Origin of the sequence: Streptomyces sp. CY-1, from assembly GCF_047218265.1 — a bacterium.
Lineage (GTDB): Bacteria > Actinomycetota > Actinomycetes > Streptomycetales > Streptomycetaceae > Streptomyces > Streptomyces niphimycinicus.
On the sequence record NZ_CP178393.1, the window covers coordinates 6,217,270 to 6,235,402 of the forward strand.

The window sequence follows — 18,133 nt, forward strand, 5'->3', positions numbered from 1 at the left end:
GCGGCTCGCGACTGTCGACCTCATGCGAACCGACACCCCTCTCGGGGCTCCGCCCGAGACACCCCTGCGAACCCTGCCCGTGCGCGGGCCGGTGATGGCCGAGCCCGGCCGTCCGGTGCTGGACGTCGTCATCCCCGTCTACAACGAGGAAGCGGACCTCGAGCGGTGTGTGCGACGGCTCCACGACCATCTGGCCCGCACCTTCCCGTACGGCTTCCGGATCACCATCGCCGACAACGCCAGCACGGACCGCACGCCCGAAGTCGCGGCCTGTCTGGACGAGTCCATCGAGGAGGTGACGGCGGTCCGGCTGGAGCAGAAGGGGCGCGGGCGGGCGCTGCGCACCGTGTGGTCGCTGTCCGAGGCGCCCGTGCTCGCCTATATGGACGTCGATCTGTCCACGGATCTCAAGGCGCTGCTGCCGCTGGTCGCCCCGCTGATCTCCGGTCACTCCGACCTGGCGATCGGATCGCGGCTGGCGCGCAGCTCACGGGTGGTGCGCGGGCCCAAGCGGGAGTTCATCTCGCGGGCGTACAACCTGATCCTGCGCGGCAGCCTGGCCGCCCGCTTCTCGGACGCCCAGTGCGGTTTCAAGGCGATCCGTAAGGACGTCGCGGAGCGGCTGCTGCCGCTGGTCGAGGACACCGGGTGGTTCTTCGACACCGAGATGCTGGTGCTCGCCGAGCGGGCCGGGCTGCGCATCCACGAGGTGCCGGTGGACTGGGTCGACGACCCCAACAGCACGGTCCACATCGTGAAGACGGCCACGGAGGACCTCAGAGGTGTGTGGCGGGTGGGGCGTGCGCTGGCCACCGGTGCGCTGCCGCTGGACCGGGTGCGCCGTCCGTTCGGCGACGATCCGCGCGACCGCGAGCTGAGCGGGGTGCCGAAGGGGCTGGCCCGCCAGTTGGTCGGGTTCTGTGTGGTCGGCGCGCTGAGCACGCTGGTCTATCTGCTGCTGTACTCCCTCTTCCGGCTGGGCACCGGCCCACAGGTGGCCAACGCGCTGGCGCTGCTGCTGTCGGCGCTCGGCAACACCGCGGCCAACCGGAGGCTCACCTTCGGGGTACGCGGCCGGGACCGCGCGATGCGCCACCAGGCGCAGGGACTGGTCGTCTTCGGCATCGGCCTCGTGCTGACCAGCGGCTCCCTCGCCGCTCTGGACGCCGCCCCCGGCTCCGCCTCGCACGGCACCGAACTGGCCGTGCTGATCGCGGCGAACCTCGCCGCGACCGTTCTGCGCTTCCTGCTCTTCCGGGCCTGGGTCTTCCCGTCGGACAGCGGGGCCACCACCGACGACCTGAGGAACGACAACCGATGACGACGTACGACCACGGCACCCGGGACGTCGGACCGCCGCCCTCGCAGCCCCCGGCGGCCCTGGCGGCCTCGCAGTCTCCACAGCCCCTGGCGGCCTCGGCGGCCCCGGCGGCTCCCGGCGCGGCCTCGGCGGCTCCCGGCGCGGCCTCGGCGGCTCCCGGCGCGGCCTCGGCGGCTCCCGGCGCGGCCTCGGCGGCTCCCGGCGCGGCCTCGGCGGCCACCGGTGCTGCCCCGGCGGCCACCGGCGGTTCGCGGCCGGCGCGGGCCTGGCGGGGACGGCCGGAGGACCCGCGCTGGGCGCGGCCCGCCCTGTGGGCCCTGCTGGCCGTGACCACCGTGCTCTACCTCTGGAGCCTGGGCGCGTCCGGCTACGCCAACCAGTTCTACTCGGCCGCCGTGCAGGCGGGCAGCGAGAGCTGGAAGGCGTTCTTCTTCGGCTCCTCCGACGCCGCGAACTCCATCACCGTCGACAAGCCCCCGGCCGCGCTGTGGCCGATGGCCCTGTCGGTGCGGCTCTTCGGCCTCTCCTCCTGGGCGGTCCTCGTCCCCGAGGCGCTGATGGGCGTCGCGACGGTCGGGGTGCTGTACGCGGCCGTACGCCGCAGGTTCGGCGCGGCCGCCGGGCTTATCGCGGGCGCGGCGCTCGCGGTCACCCCGGTCGCGGCGCTGATGTTCCGCTTCAACAACCCCGACGCGCTGCTGTGTCTGCTGATGGTCTCGGCGGTCTACTGCGTGCTGCGCGCGCTGGAGGACGCCCGCACCAAGTGGCTGCTGCTCGCGGGCGTCTGCTTCGGCCTCGGCTTCCTCACCAAGACCCTCCAGGCGTGGCTGATCCTGCCGCCGCTCGCGGTGGTGTACGCGGTGTGCGCCCCGGCGAAGTTCGGCCGGCGGATCGGGCAACTGCTGCTCGCGGGGCTGGCGATGGTGGTCTCCGGCGGCTGGTGGGTCGCGATCGTCGAGCTGTGGCCGGAGTCCTCGCGTCCGTACATCGGCGGTTCGCAGCACAACAGCTTCCTGGAGCTGACCTTCGGCTACAACGGGCTGGGCCGGATCAACGGCAATGAGACCGGCAGCGTCGGCGGGGGCGGCCGGGGTGGCGGCGGTGGCGGCGGCTGGGGCGAGACCGGGATCGACCGGCTCTTCGGCTCCGACATGGGCGGTCAGATCGCCTGGCTGCTGCCCGCGGCGTTCATCCTGCTGGCGGCCGGGATCTGGCTGACCTGGCGGGCCGGGCGCACCGACACCCGGCGCGCGGCCTTCCTGGTGTGGGGCGGGGCGCTGCTGATGACGTTCGCCACCTTCAGCTTCATGTCCGGAATCTTCCACCAGTACTACAACATCGCCCTGGCGCCCTATATCGCGGCGGTCGTGGGCATGGGCGCGGCGCTGCTGTGGGAGCGGCGGAACGAAGGCGGCCGGGCCGGGACGGCGGCCTCGGCGGTGCTGGCCGTCACGGTCGCGGTCACCGCCTATATGTCGTACGTGCTGCTCGGGCGGTCGGCGGACTGGTACCCCTGGCTGCGCTGGGCGGTGCTGATCGGCGGGCTCGCGGCGGCGGCCGGACTGCTGCTGACGGCGCGCCTCGGCCGGAAGGCGGCGCTGGCCGCGGCGGGCCTGGGCCTCGCGGCGGGGCTGGCCGGGCCGGTCGCGTACACGCTCAACACGGTGGACACCCCGAAGCGCGGCTCCATCGTGACGGCCGGTCCGTCGGTGGCGGGCGGTATGGGCGGCCCCGGTGGCGGCTTCCCGGGCGGCGGCCGGATGGGCGGCCCGCCGGGGATGCAGAACGGACGCCAGGGCGCGGGCCAGCAGGGCCAGGGCCAGGGTCAGGGCAATCAGCAGGGTGGCCAGGCCCAGCAGGGCCAGGGTCAGGGCGGTCGGCAGGGTATGCCGGGCGGCGGCACCGGCGGCGGTCAGCCGGGCGGTCGGAACGGGTTCCCCGGCGGCGGCTTCCCGGGCGGCGGCCAGTCTCCGCAGAACGGTAAGGGCAACGCCCAGGGCCAGGGCCGGAACGGTTGGCCCGGCATGCTGCCCGGTGGCGGCATGGGCGAGGGCGGCCGGCGCGGCGGCGGCATGGGCGGACTGCTCGACGGCCAGCAGGTCGACGCCAAGACGGAGGCGAAGCTGGAGAAGAACGCCGACGACTACACCTGGGCGGCCGCGGCGATCGGCTCCCAGAACGCCGCGAGCTATCAACTCGCCACCCAGAAGCCCGTGATGGCCATCGGCGGCTTCAACGGCAGCGACCCGTCCCCGACGCTCGCCCAGTTCAAGGAGTATGTGAAGCAGGGCAAGATCCACTACTTCATCTCCTCGGGCACCGGTATGGGCGGCGGGCCGGGCGGCGGCCGGGGGACCTCGGCCCAGATCACCTCCTGGATCGAGGCCACCTACAAGAAGGTCACCGTGGGCAGCACCACGCTCTATGACCTGACACAGAAGTCCTCGACGTCACAGAAGTCTTCGACGTCCTCGAAGTCCTCCGGCTGACGGCAGAGCCCCGTACGGGCCGGTGGCCGGGTTTCCCCCTGGTCACCGGCCCGTACGTGCTTGCGGCGCGCGGACGATAATTCGCTGTACGCCGTACAGCGATGCTTGTACGGTGTATAGCAACCACATCGTCATACACCGTAGAAGCCACTGCCTGGAGTCCCCATGACGGTCTCGACCGCCGCCGACGCCGCCTCCGTCCCATCCGGCCAGTCCCCGGGTGGTCATCCACAGCGCTGGCTGATCCTCGCCGTGATCTGCCTCGCCCAGCTCACCGTGTTGCTGGACAACACGATCCTCAATGTCGCGGTCCCCTCCCTCGCCCGGGAGATGGACGCGAGCACCGCCGAGATCCAGTGGATGATCAGCGCCTATTCGCTGGTCCAGTCGGGGCTGCTGCTGACCGCGGGCAATGCCGCCGACCGCTACGGCCGTAAGAAGATGCTGGTCGCGGGGCTGGCCCTGTTCGGGATCGGCTCGCTGTTCGCGTCGCTGGCACAGGGGGCCGGCCAGCTCATCGCCGCCCGCGCGGGCATGGGGATCGGCGGTGCGCTGCTGATGACCACGACGCTCGCCGTCGTGGTGCAGATCTTCGATGAGGCCGAGCGGACCAAGGCGATCGGCCTGTGGGGCGCGGTCAGCTCGCTCGGCTTCGCCGCCGGGCCGCTGATCGGCGGCTCGCTGCTGGAGCACTTCTGGTGGGGCTCGATCTTCCTGATCAATATCCCGGTCGCGCTGCTCGGGCTGATCGCCGTGATCTGGCTGGTGCCCGAGTCCAAGGACCCGGTCGGCGACCGGCCCGATCTGCTGGGCGCGGTGCTCTCCACCATCGGGATGACCGGGGTCGTCTACGCGATCATCGCCGGGCCCGACCACGGCTGGACCTCGGTCCGAGTGCTGCTGTCCGCATTCGTCGGGGTCGTGGTGCTGACCGGTTTCGCACTGTGGGAGCGTCATATTCCGTATCCGATGCTGGATATGCACTTCTTCAGGGACCGCCGCTTCGTGGGCGCCGTCGCGGGCGGCATCCTCGTCGCCTTCGGGATGGGCGGTTCGCTCTTCCTGCTCACCCAGCATCTCCAGTTCGTGCTCGGCTATGACGCGCTGGACGCGGGGCTGCGCACCGCGCCGCTCGCGCTGGTGATCGTGGCGCTCAACCTCACCGGGGTCGGGGCCCGGCTGCTGCCGAAGCTCGGGACGCCGCTGACGATCGTCAGCGGCATGGGGCTGCTCGCGGTCGGCCTCGCGCTCATCGCGGTCCTCGGCGCGGACGGCTACGGCGGACTGCTGCTGGGGCTGGTGGTGATGGGGACCGGGATCGCGCTCGCCATGCCCGCGATGGCGAACGCCATCATGTCGGCCATCCCGCCGGAGAAGGCGGGGGTGGGCGCGGGTGTCAACGGCACCCTCACCGAGTTCGGCAACGGGCTCGGGGTCGCCGTCCTCGGCGCCGTGCTCAACTCCCGCTTCAGCTCGCTGCTGCCCGCGGCCGCCGCCGGGGCCGGCTCGCTTCCGGCCGCCCTCGCCGCGGCGCGTACCCCCGGGGACCGGGCGGCCGTCACGGACGCCTTCTCCTCCGGCCTGGAGACCAGCCAGCTCGTCGGCGCGGCGGCCGTGCTGGCGGGCGGGCTGCTGGCCGCGCTCCTGCTCAGCAGGGCCGAACGATCTTCACGGGAGGCCCCGGCGGCATAGCATCTGGAGGTAGTGAGGTGCCGCGTGCCGGGTCCCGGGACGCGTGGTGCCAGCGCATCGGAGAAAGAGAGGCGCCGCCATGGCAACCGGCAGCCGTACCGTCCGCCCGCGGTCCAGCGTCTGGCTCTCCGAACGCAAGGCCCCCAAGCGCAAGGGCGATCAGCAGCCCGTCGGGCTCGACCATGTGAAGATCGTCGCGGCGACGATGCGGCTGCTGGACGCCGAGGGGCTGTCGGGCTTCTCGATGCGGCGACTCGCGGCGGAGCTCGGGGTGACCGCCATGTCGGTCTACTGGTACGTGGAGACCAAGGACCATCTGCTCGAACTCGCCCTCGACGCCGCGATGGGCGAGATAGCGCTGCCCATGGAGGCGGTCGGGCCCGTCGAGGGCCAGGAGCACTCCCCGGCCGAGCCGCGGGAGCCGCGGGACTGGCGTGAGCAGTTGCGCCAGCTCGCCGCCGAGTACCGGCAGGTGATGGTCCGCCACTCCTGGGTGCCGGCGCTGCTGGGGGAGTACCTCAACATCGGGCCCAACGCGGTGGTCTTCAGCAACGCCGCGCTGGCCGTGATGCGCAACAGCGGACTGCCGGACGACAGGATCACCAGCGCGCTGTCCCTCGTCTACCAGTTCGTCTACGGCTTCGGCACGATCGAGGGCCGCTTCGCCGCCCGCTGCCGGGCGGCGGGACTCACCCAGGACGAGCTGTTCCACGAGACGATGAGCTCGGTCGAGGATCGTATGGAGTTCAACGAGTCGCGGAAGATCATGAAGGCTCGGGGCGGCAATACGGTCGAGGAGATGCGGGACCGCGACTTCGCCTTCGCCCTGGACTTCGCGATCGCGGGTATCGAAGCCCTGCGCGACCGGTAGCGCGCGCCCGGCGGGCCGGGGCGCCGCCCTGGGACATCAGCCCGCCGGACGGTCGGGCCGCCGGACGGTCAGGGCGCCCACCGGGCGGGCTGCCGCCGGGCGGGCTGGAGCGCCCACCGGGCGGGCTGCCGCCGGGCGGGCTGGAGCGCCCACCGGGCGGGCTGCCGCCGGGCGGTCAGGCCGGCGGTCAGGCCGTGGGGAGCTCCTCGCCCTGCACCGCCTGTATGTCCAGCTCCACCCGCAGGGTCGTGCCGATCGCCGCGATGCCCGCCGCGACCACCTGGTTGTAATTCATCGCGAAGTCCTCGCGGCGCAGCTCGGCGATGGCCCGGAAGGCCGCCCGCACCCCGCCCCACGGGTCGGGGCCCGTGCCCAGGTAGGTCAGGTCCAGGTCCACGTCCCGGACGACGCCGTGCATCGACAGCTCGCCATGGACCGTCCAGCGGTCGGCCCCGGCCGCGCTCAGATGCGTGCTCCGGTACGTCAGTTGCGGGAACTCCTCCACATTGAGGAAGTCGGGCGACTTCAGATGGCCGTCCCGCATGGCATTGCCGGTGTCGATGCTGGCGGCCTGGATGACCGCCTCGACGCGCGACTTCTCGATGTCCTCGCCGACCTCGATCCGCCCGCCGAACTCCGTGAACCGGCCGTGCACGCTGGAGATCCCCAGATGCTGGGCGACCGCGGCCACCGTCGAATGCGCCGGGTCGAGCGTCCACACACCGGGCGGGGGAAGCTCCACCCCGCCCTGCCGGGCCAGCACCACCGTGCCCACATCGGCCCGTCCGGAGGCGGTGACGATCGCCGTGGACGCGACCGGGGCATAGCCGACGGCGGTGGCGATGATCGTGTACGGCCCCGGCGGCAGCGGCTGGTCGGTCCGCACGGCCCCGTCCCCGTCGGCCTGCGCACGCAGCACCTGCGCGCCCGTCATATCCGTGACGGTCAGCACCGCGTGCTGGACCGCCCAGCCGTCGCGGGTGTGGATCCGGGCCCGCAGCCCCGCTCCCCCGCCTGCTCCTGCTCCTGTGGTCGTCATGCCGCGTTTCGCTCCCGCTCGGGTGTCGCTCGTGTTGCTGGTCGTACTCGTCGTGTTCGTGGTGCTCGTCGAGCTGGTCGTACTCGACGTGCTGGTCGTGCTGGTCGTGCTCGACGTGTTCACCGTGTTCGTGGTACTTGTGCGCCGGATCCAGGCGGCGGTGTCAGGCCGTCCCCTGCCTTAACTACACCGCCGCCGGGATCCGGGTTCCGGGTCCGGCGGAAAAATCCGCCACCCGGACCGGGCCCGGGGCGCGTCTCCGCTCGTACGCGCCCCGGGCCCGGAGTTCCGTCACTCGCCCGGGTGGGCGAGCTCGACGTCGTGGCCGTCCACGCCGGGCCCGGAGACCGTCAGCGCCCCCGCGACCGGCGGGTAGCCGCTCGCGATGACCGTGTAGTCGCCCGCGTCCAGGTCGGTGAAGGCGTATGCGCCGTCCTCACCGGTGGTGGAGGTGGCGACCACGTTCCCGGCCGCGTCCACGAGGGTGACCCGCGCGTCCGGCAGCGGGCGCCGGTCGGCACCGGCCCGGACTATGCCCTGCACCCGGGCGCCGGCCTGAAGGGCTATCTCCACCCGGGTCAGACCCTGGGCGCCCACCTCGACGGGCAGGGCCGCGGGCCGGTAGCCCGGCGCGTTCACCGCGAGCGTGAAGGTCCCCGAGACCAGCTCCTCGAAGCCGAAGTCGCCCTGCTCACCGGTCTTCCCGGTGGCCAGCACCTCGCCTCGGACATCGGTGACCACGACCATCGCCGCGTCCACCGGACGGCCGTCGGCGGCGCCGCGCACGGTGCCCACCAGACCGCTGGTGCCCGACAGGACGATGTCGAAGCCGAGCGGGTCGTCCCCGACCACGATCGTGGACGCCTGCGGCTGGTGGCCGTCGGCCGCCGCGATCAGGACGTACGAGCCGGAGCTCGGCGCGTCCAGGGCGTACGAGCCGTCGGGGTGCGCCACCGAGCGGCCGAGCTGCCGTCCGGCGAGCGAGATCAGCGTCACCGCGGCGCGGGCGACGGGGCCGCCGTCCGCGTTCCGCACGAAGCCGTGCACACCCTGCCGGGGCTGGTGGTCCGCGCCGTCGCCCCCGGCGGAGGCGAAGGCCGCCAGGCGCTGCGGGGCGGTGGCCGCGAGGGCACCGACCGAGTCCGGCTCGGGCATCGCGGCGGCCGGGGCGCCCACGAGCGCGGGCTCGAGGTCGGCGACCTGCCCGGTGGCGGCCGTGGCCGCCACCGCGTCGGCCGGGGTGGCGTCGGTGGCCGGGGCGTCCGATGCGGTCGCGGCCTGCTGGGAGCCGGAGTTGGTCTTCAGGGCGACCTCCTTGATGAACAGGGTCAGCAGAAGGCCGAGCAGTGCGGCCGGGGCGGCGAAGAGGAAGACGTCCGCGACACCGTGGCCGTAGGCGCTCTCCATGATGGTGCGCATCGGCTCGGGCATCGCCTTGACGTCGGGGATGCCACCGCCGCCGGTGCCGGCGTGGCCCAGCGCGGCGCCCTTGGGGCCGAGGTCGGCCACGCCGTCCTTGACGTAGTGGGTGACGCGGTTGGCGAGCACCGCACCGAGCGCCGAGACGCCCACCGCACCGCCCAGGGAGCGGAAGAAGGTGACGACGGCACTGGCCGCGCCGAGGTCCTTCGGGGCCACCTGGTTCTGGGTGGCCAGCACCAGGTTCTGCATCATCATGCCGATGCCGAGGCCCATGAGCGCCATGTAGATCGCCATGTGCCAGTACGGGGTGTCGTACCGGATGGTGCCCAGCAGCCCGAGGCCCGCCGTCACCAGCACACCACCGATGACCAGCCATGCCTTCCAGCGACCGGTCTTGGTGATGATCTGACCGGAGACGGTCGAGGAGATGAACAGGCCACCGATCATCGGGATGGTCATGACGCCCGACATGGTGGGCGTCTCACCCCGCGCCAACTGGAAGTACTGGCTGAAGAAGACGGTGCCGGAGAACATCGCGATACCGACGAAGAGCGATGCCAGCGAGGCAAGGGTGATCGTCTTGTTGCGGAACAGCCGCAGCGGGATGATCGGCTCGCGCGCCTTGGTCTCGATCAGGATGAAGATCAGGCCGAGCGCGATCGAACCGCCGACCATCGCGTAGGTCTGCCACGAGATCCAGTCGTACTTGTCGCCCGCGAAGGTCACCCAGAGCAGCAGCAGCGAGACCGCCGCGCTGATGAAGAAGGCGCCGCTCCAGTCGACCTTGACGTCCCGCTTGACCACCGGGAGCTTCAGGGTCTTCTGGAGCACGATCAGCGCGATGACGGCGAACGGAACGCCGACGTAGAAGCACCAGCGCCAGCCCAGCCAGGAGGTGTCGGTGATCACGCCGCCCAGCAGCGGACCGCCGACGGTCGCCACGGCGAAGGTCGCGCCGAGGTAGCCGCTGTACCGGCCGCGCTCACGCGGGGAGATCATCGCCGCCATGACGACCTGGGCGAGCGCGGACAGACCGCCGACGCCGACGCCCTGCACCACACGGCAGGCGATCAGCATGCCGGGGTTCTGCGACAGACCGGCCACCACGGAGCCCGCGACATAGATCAGCAGGGCTATCTGGACCAGCAGCTTCTTGCTGAACAGATCGGAGAGCTTGCCCCACAGCGGGGTGGCGGCGGTCATGGCCAGCAGGGTGGCGGTGACGACCCAGGTGTAGGCGGACTGGCCGCCGTGGAGATCGGCGATGATCTCGGGCAGCGCGTTGGAGACGATCGTCGACGACAGGATCGCGACGAACATCCCCAGCAGCAGCCCGGAGAGGGCCTCCATGATCTGCCGGTGGGTCATCGGCGCCGAGGAGTCCGCCTCTTGGCCCTGATGGGCCCGGTGTCCTCCTCCGCCGTGCTTGGCGTGGGCGGGGTGCCCCGCGGGTCCCCGCACACCGCCGTCCGGTGTGGTCGTTGCCATGAAGTTCCTTAACGTTGCGAAGGTGTACGGGTGATGCTGGTCTCGGCCTGATGCGGCAGGGCCCGGGAACGCGTGTCCCCGAAACTCGTCCGCAATCGGTCGAGAAGTTCGTTGAGGTGGTCGACGTCCTCGTCCGACCAGTCGCTCAGACAACTGGCGAGCGCGTCCGTGTAGCGCTCGGACACCTGGCCGAGCAGGGTGCGTCCGCTGGCGTTGATGCTCAGCAGCCGCGACCGGCGGTCGAGCGGGTCGGGCTTGCGGTCCACCCAGCCGCGGCCCGCGACATGGGCCACATGCCGGCTGGTCACCGACATATCGATGTCGAGCAGCTCGGCGAGCTTGCTCATGCGCATCTCGCCGTAGCGGTCGAGGAGCATCAGCACGATGGCGGCGCCCGATGGGCAGTCGGTCGGCAGGACGCGCCCGAGCCCGCGCTTGACGGTGCCGATGGCGCTGAGCTGCCGGGCCAGCTCCTCGTAGTGGCGCTGTGTGGCCACGGCACCCCCCAGAGGGATTGGTCAGTTGCTTGAGGCAACCATAGAAGAAGTTAGTTGCAACAGGCAAATGAAAGTGCGGTCTGGGCGGTAAATTGCCGTTAAAGAGTCGTTCTGGAGCCGGTCAAGTGGAGTGGCTGAGGCGTGCGGTGCCGCTGGGACCCGGGGGTGTCCCGGAATCCGCTCGTTCGCTAGGGTCGGGGCCCATGGCGAACAACCCCCAGAGCCCCAACGGCAACCAGGACCCGTCCGGTTCCACTCAGATGTTCCGCGCCTTCGTCGACGAGGGCACGCGGCAGCCTCAGACGTCCACCGGATCGAGCGGCGGTTCGCGCGTCGGTGTGATCGTCGGCGTGATCGCGGCGGTCGTGATCGTCGCCGCGGTGGCCTGGCTGGCGCTGGGCTGAGCCCCGAGGCCCTGACGCTTCCAGCGGGGGCATGAGCTCTCGCGCACCTTACGGCTGCCGGGCCGGCCTTACGGCTTCCAGGCGACCGAGACGTCCCTGGTCTCGATATGCATGCCCAGCGGCACCCGCCAGTCGTCCACGCACACCGTCCAGGTCTTCTCCTTCTTCTGGCCCGCGCCGATCGGCGCGGGCAGCTCTTCCTCGGACTTGAGCGTCGCCCAGTCGATGCCGAGGAGGTCGATCACATGCGTCGAGAAGGTGACGGTGCCCGAGGCGACAGCGGATCCTCCGGTGTTCCGGAACTCGACCTTCACCTTCTCGCACCAGCGCTCGTCGGTCGCCGTGCGCTCCGGCTTGCCGACCTCGAGGGCGGCCGGTCCGGTGGGCGTGGGGGAGCCGGAGGGGCCCGAGGGGTCCGAGCCGGGCCCGGACGGCGAGGGCTTCCCCGGCCCGTCGCCATCGGGTCCGTCGCCGGTGGACCCGTCGTCGCCCTTGGGGCCGTCGTCCGTACGCCCCGGGGTCCCGGAGCCGCCCTTGCCGCCGCCCGGGCCGTCCGTACGGCCGGGGGCCGGTGCCGATGCCGAGGGCGCCCGGGAGGCCGGTCCGTCCGTTCCGCCGTCCCCGGTGGCGGTGGGGCCGGGCGCGCCCTGATCACGCTTCCCGCCCCTGCCGCCCTTACCGCCGCGATCGTTCCCCGCGCCGTCCTCGTCCAGGGGCACCAGGTCGACGCCGCCCTTGGGCGGTACGGCCGTCGCGCTCCGCCGGCCGTCGGGCCCGGCCGCCCCGGCGGCGACATAGCCGTCGCCGCCTCCGCCGCAGCCGCTGAGCAGGGCCCCCAGGCACAGTACGGCCGCCGAGGAGGCGAGTGCCGTGCCTCGGCGGCCGGTTGTCCGGCTCGATGCGTATCGCATCGGGCCAGTGTGGCTGACGACCCGTCAGGTGTACAGGGATCCGACAGGGCGGCCGGCCGGTCCTGCTCAGTCCGAGATCAGGCCCTCGCGAAGCTGGGCCAGAGTCCGGGTGAGGAGCCGGGAGACATGCATCTGGGAGATCCCGACCTCTTCGCCGATTTGCGACTGCGTCATATTGGCGAAGAAGCGCAGCATGATGATCTGGCGCTCACGCGGCGGCAGTTTGGCCAGCAGGGGCTTGAGCGACTCGCGGTACTCCACGCCCTCCAGTGCGCTGTCCTCGTACCCCAGCCGGTCGGCGAGCGACCCCTCGCCGCCGTCGTCCTCGGGGGACGGGGAGTCCAGCGAGCTGGCCGTGTAGGCATTGCCCACCGCGAGCCCGTCGACCACGTCCTCCTCCGAGACGCCCAGCGCCGTGGCGAGCTCGGGGACGGTCGGGGAGCGGTCGAGCTTCTGTGACAGCTCGTCACTGGCCTTGGTGAGCGCCAGCCGCAGCTCCTGGAGCCGCCGCGGGACCCGCACCGACCAGCTCGTGTCGCGGAAGAACCGCTTGATCTCGCCCACGACGGTCGGCATGGCGAACGTCGGGAACTCCACGCCCCGTTCGCAGTCGAAGCGGTCGATCGCCTTGATCAGGCCGATGGTGCCGACCTGGACGATGTCCTCCATCGGCTCGTTACGGCTGCGGAACCGGGCCGCCGCGTAGCGGACGAGCGGGAGGTTCAGCTCGATGAGGGTGTCACGGACGTAGCCGGCCTCCGCACTGTCCTTGTCGAGTGTGGCGAGCCGCAGGAAGAGGGAGCGGGAGAGGGTGCGGGTGTCGATGGCGTCGCAGTCGTCAGGCATGAGCGGTGCATCGTTGTTGAGCACCTTCGAGCTGCCCAGTTCTACGGACATGCCACCCCCTAGAGGTCGCGGACGGATCCCGGCTGCGCGGTTCGCGTCCGACGCAGCCTCCCCCTCAATACCGGAGGTCGGGCCCCGTCAAACGCGGCTCCAGCAGAATGTCACATGTCGGCAACACGCTGTAGCGCCAAGTCGACATTACAGCCTTGAGGTGCCGGGGCGCAGGTCCCTCGCAAGGATCAGGACTCGATCCGATTTGCGGACCTCAGCCTCGCGAAGCTGCGGGAGAGCAGCCGGGACACATGCATCTGCGAGACGCCGAGCTCGGCGCTGATCTGAGATTGCGTCAGATTGCTGTAGTAACGCAGCAAAAGGATACGCTGCTCGCGCTCGGGCAGTTGTACGAGCAGATGGCGCACCAGATCGCGGTGCTCGACTCCGGCGAGCGCCGGATCCTCGTAGCCGAGCCGGTCGACCAGCCCGGGCAGTCCGTCGCCCTCCTGGGCGGCCTCCAGGGAAGTGGCGTGATAGGAGCGGCCCGCCTCGATGCAGGCGAGCACCTCCTCCTCGCTGAGCTTGAGCCGTTCGGCGATCTCGGCCGTCGTCGGGGAGCGGCCGTGCAGCACGGTCAGGTCCTCGGTCGCGCCGTTGACCTGCACCCACAGCTCATGCAGCCGACGAGGCACATGGACGGTGCGGACGTTGTCGCGGAAGTAGCGCTTGATCTCGCCGACGACGGTCGGCATGGCGAACGTCGGGAACTGCACCCCGCGGTCCGGGTCGAACCGGTCGATCGCGTTGATCAGGCCGATGGTGCCGACCTGGATCACGTCCTCCATGGGCTCGTTGCGGCTGCGGAAGCGGGCCGCGGCGTAGCGGACCAGCGGCAGATTGGCCTCGATCAGCGCGGCGCGCACACGGGTGTGCTCGGGGGTTCCGGGGGTGAGGCCCGAGAGCTCGGCGAAGAGCACCTGGGTGAGCGCTCTGGCGTCAGCCCCGCGGCTTCTGCCGCTTTCGCTGCCGCCATCGCCCTGGGGCGGGGTTCTGGGCGCGGTACGGGCCGACACGGTCACGCCACCCCTTCACGGTTACTCACCCGGCAAAAGCGGTCATAGCATCACAAGACATGTGCACTGTGTGCAAGCACCGCTTTACCACGTGTTGGTGGAGGAATCGCCCAATAAGGGGCCGAATGGGGTGGCAGTTCGAGAGGTGAGGGCGGGGTGGGCCGAGGCTATTTGGTCAGTTCCGTCATGAACTCGCCGACGCTCGTGGCGGCGTCCGATATGCCCTCGAAGCCGACCTGGACGAGGTCGGCCGCCCTGGCCGGCGTCTTGATGATCGTGTACAGCACGAAGACGATCAGCATATAGAGCACGATTTTCTTCGCCTGGGCCATCTGTGCTGCCTCTCCCGCTGTGCCCTTGTGCAGTCGCGAGAGTCTATCCACACCTCTGGCGCATCAGTCGTATCAGTCGGATGAACACACTGATGTTGTGGAAACGGTCCTTCGCCGGTGTGGGCGCCGCGCTACAAATGGGTGGATTCTGGAGAAGGGGCGGGTGAGCACGAGTGGTGGCAGAAGGAGCGGCGGCGGACGGAGCGCCCGCCGCGGCTCGGGGCGTCGGCGGAGGGAGCGGAGATGCGTGTCGGTGTGCTGACCGGCGGCGGTGACTGCCCCGGGCTCAACGCCGCGATCCGCGGCATCGTCCGCAAGGGCGTGGAGGTCCACGGCTTCGAGTTCGTCGGCGTGCGGGACGGCTGGCGCGGCGTGCTCGAAGGAGCCATCGTGCCGCTGGACGTCCCGGCCGTGCGCGGCATCCTGCCGCGCGGCGGCACCATCCTCGGCTCCTCCCGGACCAACCCCCTGGCCGGCGAGGACGGCGTCGTCCGAGTGCGGGAGACCCTCGCCGAGTACGAGGTGGACGCGCTCATCGCGATCGGCGGCGAGGACACGCTCGGAGTCGCCGCGGCACTGGGCGGCGAGGGCATCCGGGTGGTCGGAGTGCCCAAGACGATCGACAACGACGTGGCCGGCACCGACTACACCTTCGGCTTCGACACCGCCGTCAATATCGCCACCGAGGCGATCGACCGGCTGCACACCACCGCCGAATCCCACACCCGCGCCCTGGTGGTCGAGGTGATGGGGCGGCACGCCGGCTGGATCGCGCTGCACTCGGGCATCGCGGGCGGGGCCAATGTCATCCTCATCCCCGAGCAGCCCTTCGACATCGGCCAGGTCTGCGCCTGGGTGGAGAACCGCTTCAAGATCAGGTACGCACCGATCGTGGTGGTGGCGGAGGGGGCCGTCCCGAAGAAGGGGCAGATGGTGGTCAAGGACTCCAGCCTGGACGAGTTCGGCCATGTCCGGCTGTCCGGTATCGGCGAGTGGCTGGCCCATGAGATCGCCGACCGCACCGGCAAGGAGGCCCGCACCACGGTCCTGGGCCATATCCAGCGCGGCGGGACGCCCAGCGCCTTCGACCGCTGGCTGGCCACCCGCTTCGGGCTGCGCGCGATCGACACCGTCAAGGACCAGGACTTCGGCACGATGGTGGCGCTGCGCGGCACGGACATCGTGCGCATACCGCTCGCGGAGGCCACGGCGGGCACCAAGACCGTCGACCCCGCGCTCTACTCCGAATTCGGGGTGTTCTTCGGCTGAGCGCTCAGAGCGCGGGATGCGGTACGACCGCCACCGGGCAGTGGGCGTGGTGCAGTACGGGATGGGCGACCGGCCCCAGCCGCAGCTCGGTCGGCCGGATGGCCGCACGGCGCCCGATCACCAGCAGCCCGGCCCGCTCCGAGGCCCTCACCAGTGTCTCCGCCGGATTGAGCAGAATGACGTCCGGCACCACCGTGACCTCCGGATATCGCTCCCGCCATGGCCGCAGGGCGTCGGAGACCACCTGGCTCTCCTGGTCCTCCCACATCGCGCGGTCCTCCTCCAGCACCGTGAGCATCCAGGCCGACGGGGAGGCCGGGGGCAGCGCCCACGCATGCACGACCCGCAGCGGCACGCCCCGCTCCTGGGCGGCGCGGAACGCGAAGTCGGCCGGCGCCTGTGCCGGGGCATGCGCGTCGAAACCGAGCTGCACCTCGTCCGTCTGCGCACCGTCCCATCCACCGCCCGTACGCCGCGCCTCCGGGACCGTGACGACCGGGCACTGGGCCATCGCCGCGACCCGCAGCGCCACGGAGCCCACCGCCAGCCCGTCGAAGCCTCCCCAGCCCCGGGCCCCGACCACCAGCAGTCCGGCGCCCGCGGCGGCCGCCAGCAGCGCCTCGGCCGGTTCGGCGGCGGTGTGCTCCCCGTCGATCTCGAGGTCCGGATCGCGCGCCCGGAAGTCGGCCACCGTCTGCCCCAGCATCTGCTCGCCCACGTAACTCCAGGCGTCCGCCCCGGGCACCGGCGAGACCCTGCGCGGCAGCGGCGGACTGGCGTGCACCAGCCGCAGCACGCGCCCGCGCCGCGCCGCCTCCCGCGCGGCCCACTCGACCGCCGTAAGGCTGCACCGCGATCCGTCGACCCCCGCCACGACAGCGCCGCTCATCCGGGTCCTCCTCGGCCGCCGTCCGTTCTCCGGTCCGTTCCCCTGCCAACTGGAGCAGGTCCGTTTAGTCTAGATACGCGGCGAACATCCGACATGGTCGGAGAGGGCGCCGCACACAGACCGCGAGGGGTAGTGACCGCCCCCGGTCCGGGCCACCGGACCGGGGGCGGTTCTGCGAGCGGCGGCGGGCAAACACGGGCCAAGTCCCCCAAAGGTGGGGTGAGATGTCAGGGTTTCGGGGGAAGCGGGGGTGTGCGGGGCGAGCGCAGGATGGGGGGCGAGGTAAGGGAAGGAGAGGGAAATGCGCTCGATCTCATGGCACCTCACCTCACGTCGCTCAGCACTCTTCGTCGGTTTTGTCGTCGTGGTGGCCGTCGTGGTGGTCCTTGGGATGGTCTCCTCCTCCGAAAAGGCATCCGGGAAAGCTTCCAGAAAGGCTTCCGGGGAAGCCCCCCGATTCGCCTCGACGGTCGAATACCGGCGCGAACCCGTCGGAAAGACCTCGGTCCCCGCGTTCACCTCCTCCTTCGGCCATGACCGCAAAAACGTGGTCTCGCCGTCCAACGGAGGCCGGGCCTTCCGCGGCGACACCCCCGGTCTCTACGCCGGTGTCCGGAACCGGCAGCCCTGCGACCGGCAGGGACTGACCCATGACCTCGACGCGGACAAGAAGAGGGGGGCCGCCTGGAGCCGGGTCCAGCACATCGGCCAGGACGACATCACCGGCTTCGTCCAGCGGCTCACGAGCGTCACCCTGCGCTCCGACACCTATGCCAAGACCTACGGCTACCGCGGCGGGGTGAAGCCGGTCTCCGCCGTCCTCCAGGCCGGAACGGCGGTTTTCGTCGATGAGCACGGCGCGCCCGTCGTGAAGTGCGACTCCGGAAATCCCGTAAGGGTCTCGGCCCCGCCGCACAACGCCAAGCCGACCTTCACCGGGCCCCAGTGGAACGGCTTCTCCCGGACCACGGTGACCGTCATCCGGCCGGCCACGAAGAACCTCAAGCACCTCGTCCTGGTGGAGACCGGCAAAACCGGGCTGCTGAAGCGTCCGCTCGGCGACGGTGACGGCAGCGGGAACCCGCGCGACACCGTGCTGGCACGGGCCGACTACCCGTCCACCCTGGCGATGCCGGGCGAGCAGCACGCCCCGCGGCTGCGGGAGGCACCGAAGGTCAGCCTGAAGCCGTCCGACCGGTTCACCCCGCTGGAGACCGACCGCCCGTCCGGGCCCCCCTCGCAGCAGTCGCAGCCCTCCGACCAGTCCTCCGACCAGCCCACGGACCCGGGCCAGCAGCCGCAGGACCAGCCCACGGACCCGGGTCAGCAGCAGCCGCAGGATCAGCCGTCCGATCCGGGTCAGCAGCAGCCGCAGGACCAGCCCTCCGATCCGGGCCAGCAGCAGCCCCAGGACCAGCCCACGGATCCGGGCCAGCAGCAGCAGCCGCAGCCCCCGCCGAACCAGCCCCCGCCCAATCAGCCGCCCCCGAACCAGCCCCCGCCGAACCAACCGCCGCCCAACCAGCCCCCGCAGGACCAGCCGCAGCAGCAGCCCGACCCCAACCAGCAGCAACCGCCCCCGTCCGGCCCCTGACG

General features: G+C 71.3%; 16 protein-coding genes. 8 read left to right on the forward strand and 8 right to left on the reverse strand.

The window, feature by feature from the left end:
* Nucleotides 1–22: 22 nt before the first annotated feature.
* The 4 genes from ACK1X7_RS26810 to ACK1X7_RS26825 all read left to right on the forward strand — a co-directional run bounded on the left by ACK1X7_RS26810 (nt 23) and on the right by ACK1X7_RS26825 (nt 6,373).
* On the forward strand, nt 23–1,321 hold the full coding sequence (locus ACK1X7_RS26810) for a glycosyltransferase (protein WP_383140075.1): 1,299 nt from the start codon (nt 23–25) through the stop codon (nt 1,319–1,321).
* On the forward strand, nt 1,318–3,810 hold the full coding sequence (locus ACK1X7_RS26815) for an ArnT family glycosyltransferase (RefSeq protein ID WP_413115736.1): 2,493 nt from the start codon (nt 1,318–1,320) through the stop codon (nt 3,808–3,810). The genes ACK1X7_RS26810 and ACK1X7_RS26815 overlap by 4 nt, the downstream gene beginning before the upstream one ends.
* A 165-nt stretch (nt 3,811–3,975) precedes the next feature.
* On the forward strand, nt 3,976–5,502 hold the full coding sequence (locus ACK1X7_RS26820) for an MFS transporter (protein ID WP_390793978.1): 1,527 nt from the start codon (nt 3,976–3,978) through the stop codon (nt 5,500–5,502).
* Nucleotides 5,503–5,581: 79 nt separating this feature from the next.
* Nucleotides 5,582–6,373, forward strand: a complete 792-nt coding sequence (locus ACK1X7_RS26825) for a TetR/AcrR family transcriptional regulator (protein ID WP_390793977.1) — start codon at nt 5,582–5,584, stop codon at nt 6,371–6,373.
* Between the two features lie 187 nt (nt 6,374–6,560).
* Here the strand turns inward: ACK1X7_RS26825 and ACK1X7_RS26830 are convergent, their stop codons facing one another.
* Nucleotides 6,561–7,412 (reverse strand): YceI family protein, encoded by an 852-nt coding sequence (locus ACK1X7_RS26830; RefSeq protein ID WP_216347439.1) that lies wholly within the window; start codon nt 7,410–7,412, stop codon nt 6,561–6,563.
* Between ACK1X7_RS26830 and ACK1X7_RS26835 the strand changes: the two genes are divergently transcribed.
* Nucleotides 7,411–7,596 carry a hypothetical protein gene (locus ACK1X7_RS26835; protein WP_390793976.1) on the forward strand — a complete coding sequence of 62 codons (186 nt, stop codon included), beginning with the start codon at nt 7,411–7,413 and terminating at the stop codon, nt 7,594–7,596. The genes ACK1X7_RS26830 and ACK1X7_RS26835 overlap by 2 nt on opposite strands.
* A 107-nt stretch (nt 7,597–7,703) precedes the next feature.
* Here the strand turns inward: ACK1X7_RS26835 and ACK1X7_RS26840 are convergent, their stop codons facing one another.
* Together ACK1X7_RS26840 and ACK1X7_RS26845 are read right to left on the reverse strand one after the other, a co-directional pair.
* Nucleotides 7,704–10,322, reverse strand: a complete 2,619-nt coding sequence (locus tag ACK1X7_RS26840; RefSeq protein WP_413115737.1) for an MFS transporter — start codon at nt 10,320–10,322, stop codon at nt 7,704–7,706.
* A gap of 8 nt (nt 10,323–10,330) precedes the next feature.
* On the reverse strand, nt 10,331–10,819 hold the full coding sequence (locus ACK1X7_RS26845) for a MarR family winged helix-turn-helix transcriptional regulator (RefSeq protein WP_385145196.1): 489 nt from the start codon (nt 10,817–10,819) through the stop codon (nt 10,331–10,333).
* A gap of 203 nt (nt 10,820–11,022) precedes the next feature.
* Here ACK1X7_RS26845 and ACK1X7_RS26850 point away from each other — a divergent pair, with 203 nt between their 5' ends.
* Nucleotides 11,023–11,223: a hypothetical protein gene (locus tag ACK1X7_RS26850; protein WP_385145194.1), complete on the forward strand. Its 201-nt coding sequence runs from the start codon at nt 11,023–11,025 to the stop codon at nt 11,221–11,223.
* A gap of 68 nt (nt 11,224–11,291) precedes the next feature.
* Here ACK1X7_RS26850 and ACK1X7_RS26855 read toward each other — a convergent pair whose 3' ends face one another.
* From ACK1X7_RS26855 to ACK1X7_RS26870, 4 genes are all read right to left on the reverse strand, one after another.
* Nucleotides 11,292–12,134: a hypothetical protein gene (locus ACK1X7_RS26855; RefSeq protein WP_385145192.1), complete on the reverse strand. Its 843-nt coding sequence runs from the start codon at nt 12,132–12,134 to the stop codon at nt 11,292–11,294.
* Between the two features lie 66 nt (nt 12,135–12,200).
* The gene (locus ACK1X7_RS26860; RefSeq protein WP_078642318.1) at nt 12,201–13,031 is read right to left on the reverse strand and encodes an RNA polymerase sigma factor SigF; all 831 of its coding nucleotides are present in this window, start codon (nt 13,029–13,031) and stop codon (nt 12,201–12,203) included.
* Nucleotides 13,032–13,219: 188 nt separating this feature from the next.
* Nucleotides 13,220–14,053 (reverse strand): RNA polymerase sigma factor SigF, encoded by an 834-nt coding sequence (locus tag ACK1X7_RS26865; RefSeq protein WP_059147253.1) that lies wholly within the window; start codon nt 14,051–14,053, stop codon nt 13,220–13,222.
* A gap of 161 nt (nt 14,054–14,214) precedes the next feature.
* A complete protein-coding gene (locus ACK1X7_RS26870) occupies nt 14,215–14,379 on the reverse strand; it encodes a hypothetical protein (protein ID WP_165449176.1) in 165 nt (54 codons plus the stop codon).
* A gap of 243 nt (nt 14,380–14,622) precedes the next feature.
* Between ACK1X7_RS26870 and ACK1X7_RS26875 the strand changes: the two genes are divergently transcribed.
* Complete coding sequence (locus tag ACK1X7_RS26875; protein ID WP_385145188.1) at nt 14,623–15,648, forward strand: 6-phosphofructokinase; 1,026 nt, start codon at nt 14,623–14,625, stop codon at nt 15,646–15,648.
* Nucleotides 15,649–15,652: 4 nt separating this feature from the next.
* On the opposite strand, the gene ACK1X7_RS26880 is transcribed toward ACK1X7_RS26875, so the two are convergent.
* The gene (locus ACK1X7_RS26880; RefSeq protein WP_390793973.1) at nt 15,653–16,537 is read right to left on the reverse strand and encodes a universal stress protein; all 885 of its coding nucleotides are present in this window, start codon (nt 16,535–16,537) and stop codon (nt 15,653–15,655) included.
* Nucleotides 16,538–16,838: 301 nt separating this feature from the next.
* Here ACK1X7_RS26880 and ACK1X7_RS26885 point away from each other — a divergent pair, with 301 nt between their 5' ends.
* Nucleotides 16,839–18,131, forward strand: coding sequence for a DUF6777 domain-containing protein (locus ACK1X7_RS26885; RefSeq protein ID WP_413115738.1), 1,293 nt, complete (start codon nt 16,839–16,841; stop codon nt 18,129–18,131).
* Nucleotides 18,132–18,133: the final 2 nt, after the last annotated feature.

Bases quoted from the DNA above. Each gene is read 5' to 3' on its own strand.
- ACK1X7_RS26855 (WP_385145192.1), bottom strand. From the start codon at position 12,134: ATGCGATACGCATCGAGCCGGACAACCGGCCGCCGAGGCACGGCACTC.
- ACK1X7_RS26875 (WP_385145188.1), top strand. From the start codon at position 14,623: ATGCGTGTCGGTGTGCTGACCGGCGGCGGTGACTGCCCCGGGCTCAAC.
- ACK1X7_RS26880 (WP_390793973.1), bottom strand. From the start codon at position 16,537: ATGAGCGGCGCTGTCGTGGCGGGGGTCGACGGATCGCGGTGCAGCCTT.
- ACK1X7_RS26870 (WP_165449176.1), bottom strand. From the start codon at position 14,379: ATGGCCCAGGCGAAGAAAATCGTGCTCTATATGCTGATCGTCTTCGTG.
- ACK1X7_RS26815 (WP_413115736.1), top strand. From the start codon at position 1,318: ATGACGACGTACGACCACGGCACCCGGGACGTCGGACCGCCGCCCTCG.
- ACK1X7_RS26820 (WP_390793978.1), top strand. From the start codon at position 3,976: ATGACGGTCTCGACCGCCGCCGACGCCGCCTCCGTCCCATCCGGCCAG.
- ACK1X7_RS26810 (WP_383140075.1), top strand. From the start codon at position 23: ATGCGAACCGACACCCCTCTCGGGGCTCCGCCCGAGACACCCCTGCGA.
- ACK1X7_RS26840 (WP_413115737.1), bottom strand. From the start codon at position 10,322: ATGGCAACGACCACACCGGACGGCGGTGTGCGGGGACCCGCGGGGCAC.
- ACK1X7_RS26860 (WP_078642318.1), bottom strand. From the start codon at position 13,031: ATGTCCGTAGAACTGGGCAGCTCGAAGGTGCTCAACAACGATGCACCG.
- ACK1X7_RS26825 (WP_390793977.1), top strand. From the start codon at position 5,582: ATGGCAACCGGCAGCCGTACCGTCCGCCCGCGGTCCAGCGTCTGGCTC.
- ACK1X7_RS26885 (WP_413115738.1), top strand. From the start codon at position 16,839: ATGCGCTCGATCTCATGGCACCTCACCTCACGTCGCTCAGCACTCTTC.
- ACK1X7_RS26850 (WP_385145194.1), top strand. From the start codon at position 11,023: ATGGCGAACAACCCCCAGAGCCCCAACGGCAACCAGGACCCGTCCGGT.
- ACK1X7_RS26830 (WP_216347439.1), bottom strand. From the start codon at position 7,412: ATGACGACCACAGGAGCAGGAGCAGGCGGGGGAGCGGGGCTGCGGGCC.
- ACK1X7_RS26835 (WP_390793976.1), top strand. From the start codon at position 7,411: ATGCCGCGTTTCGCTCCCGCTCGGGTGTCGCTCGTGTTGCTGGTCGTA.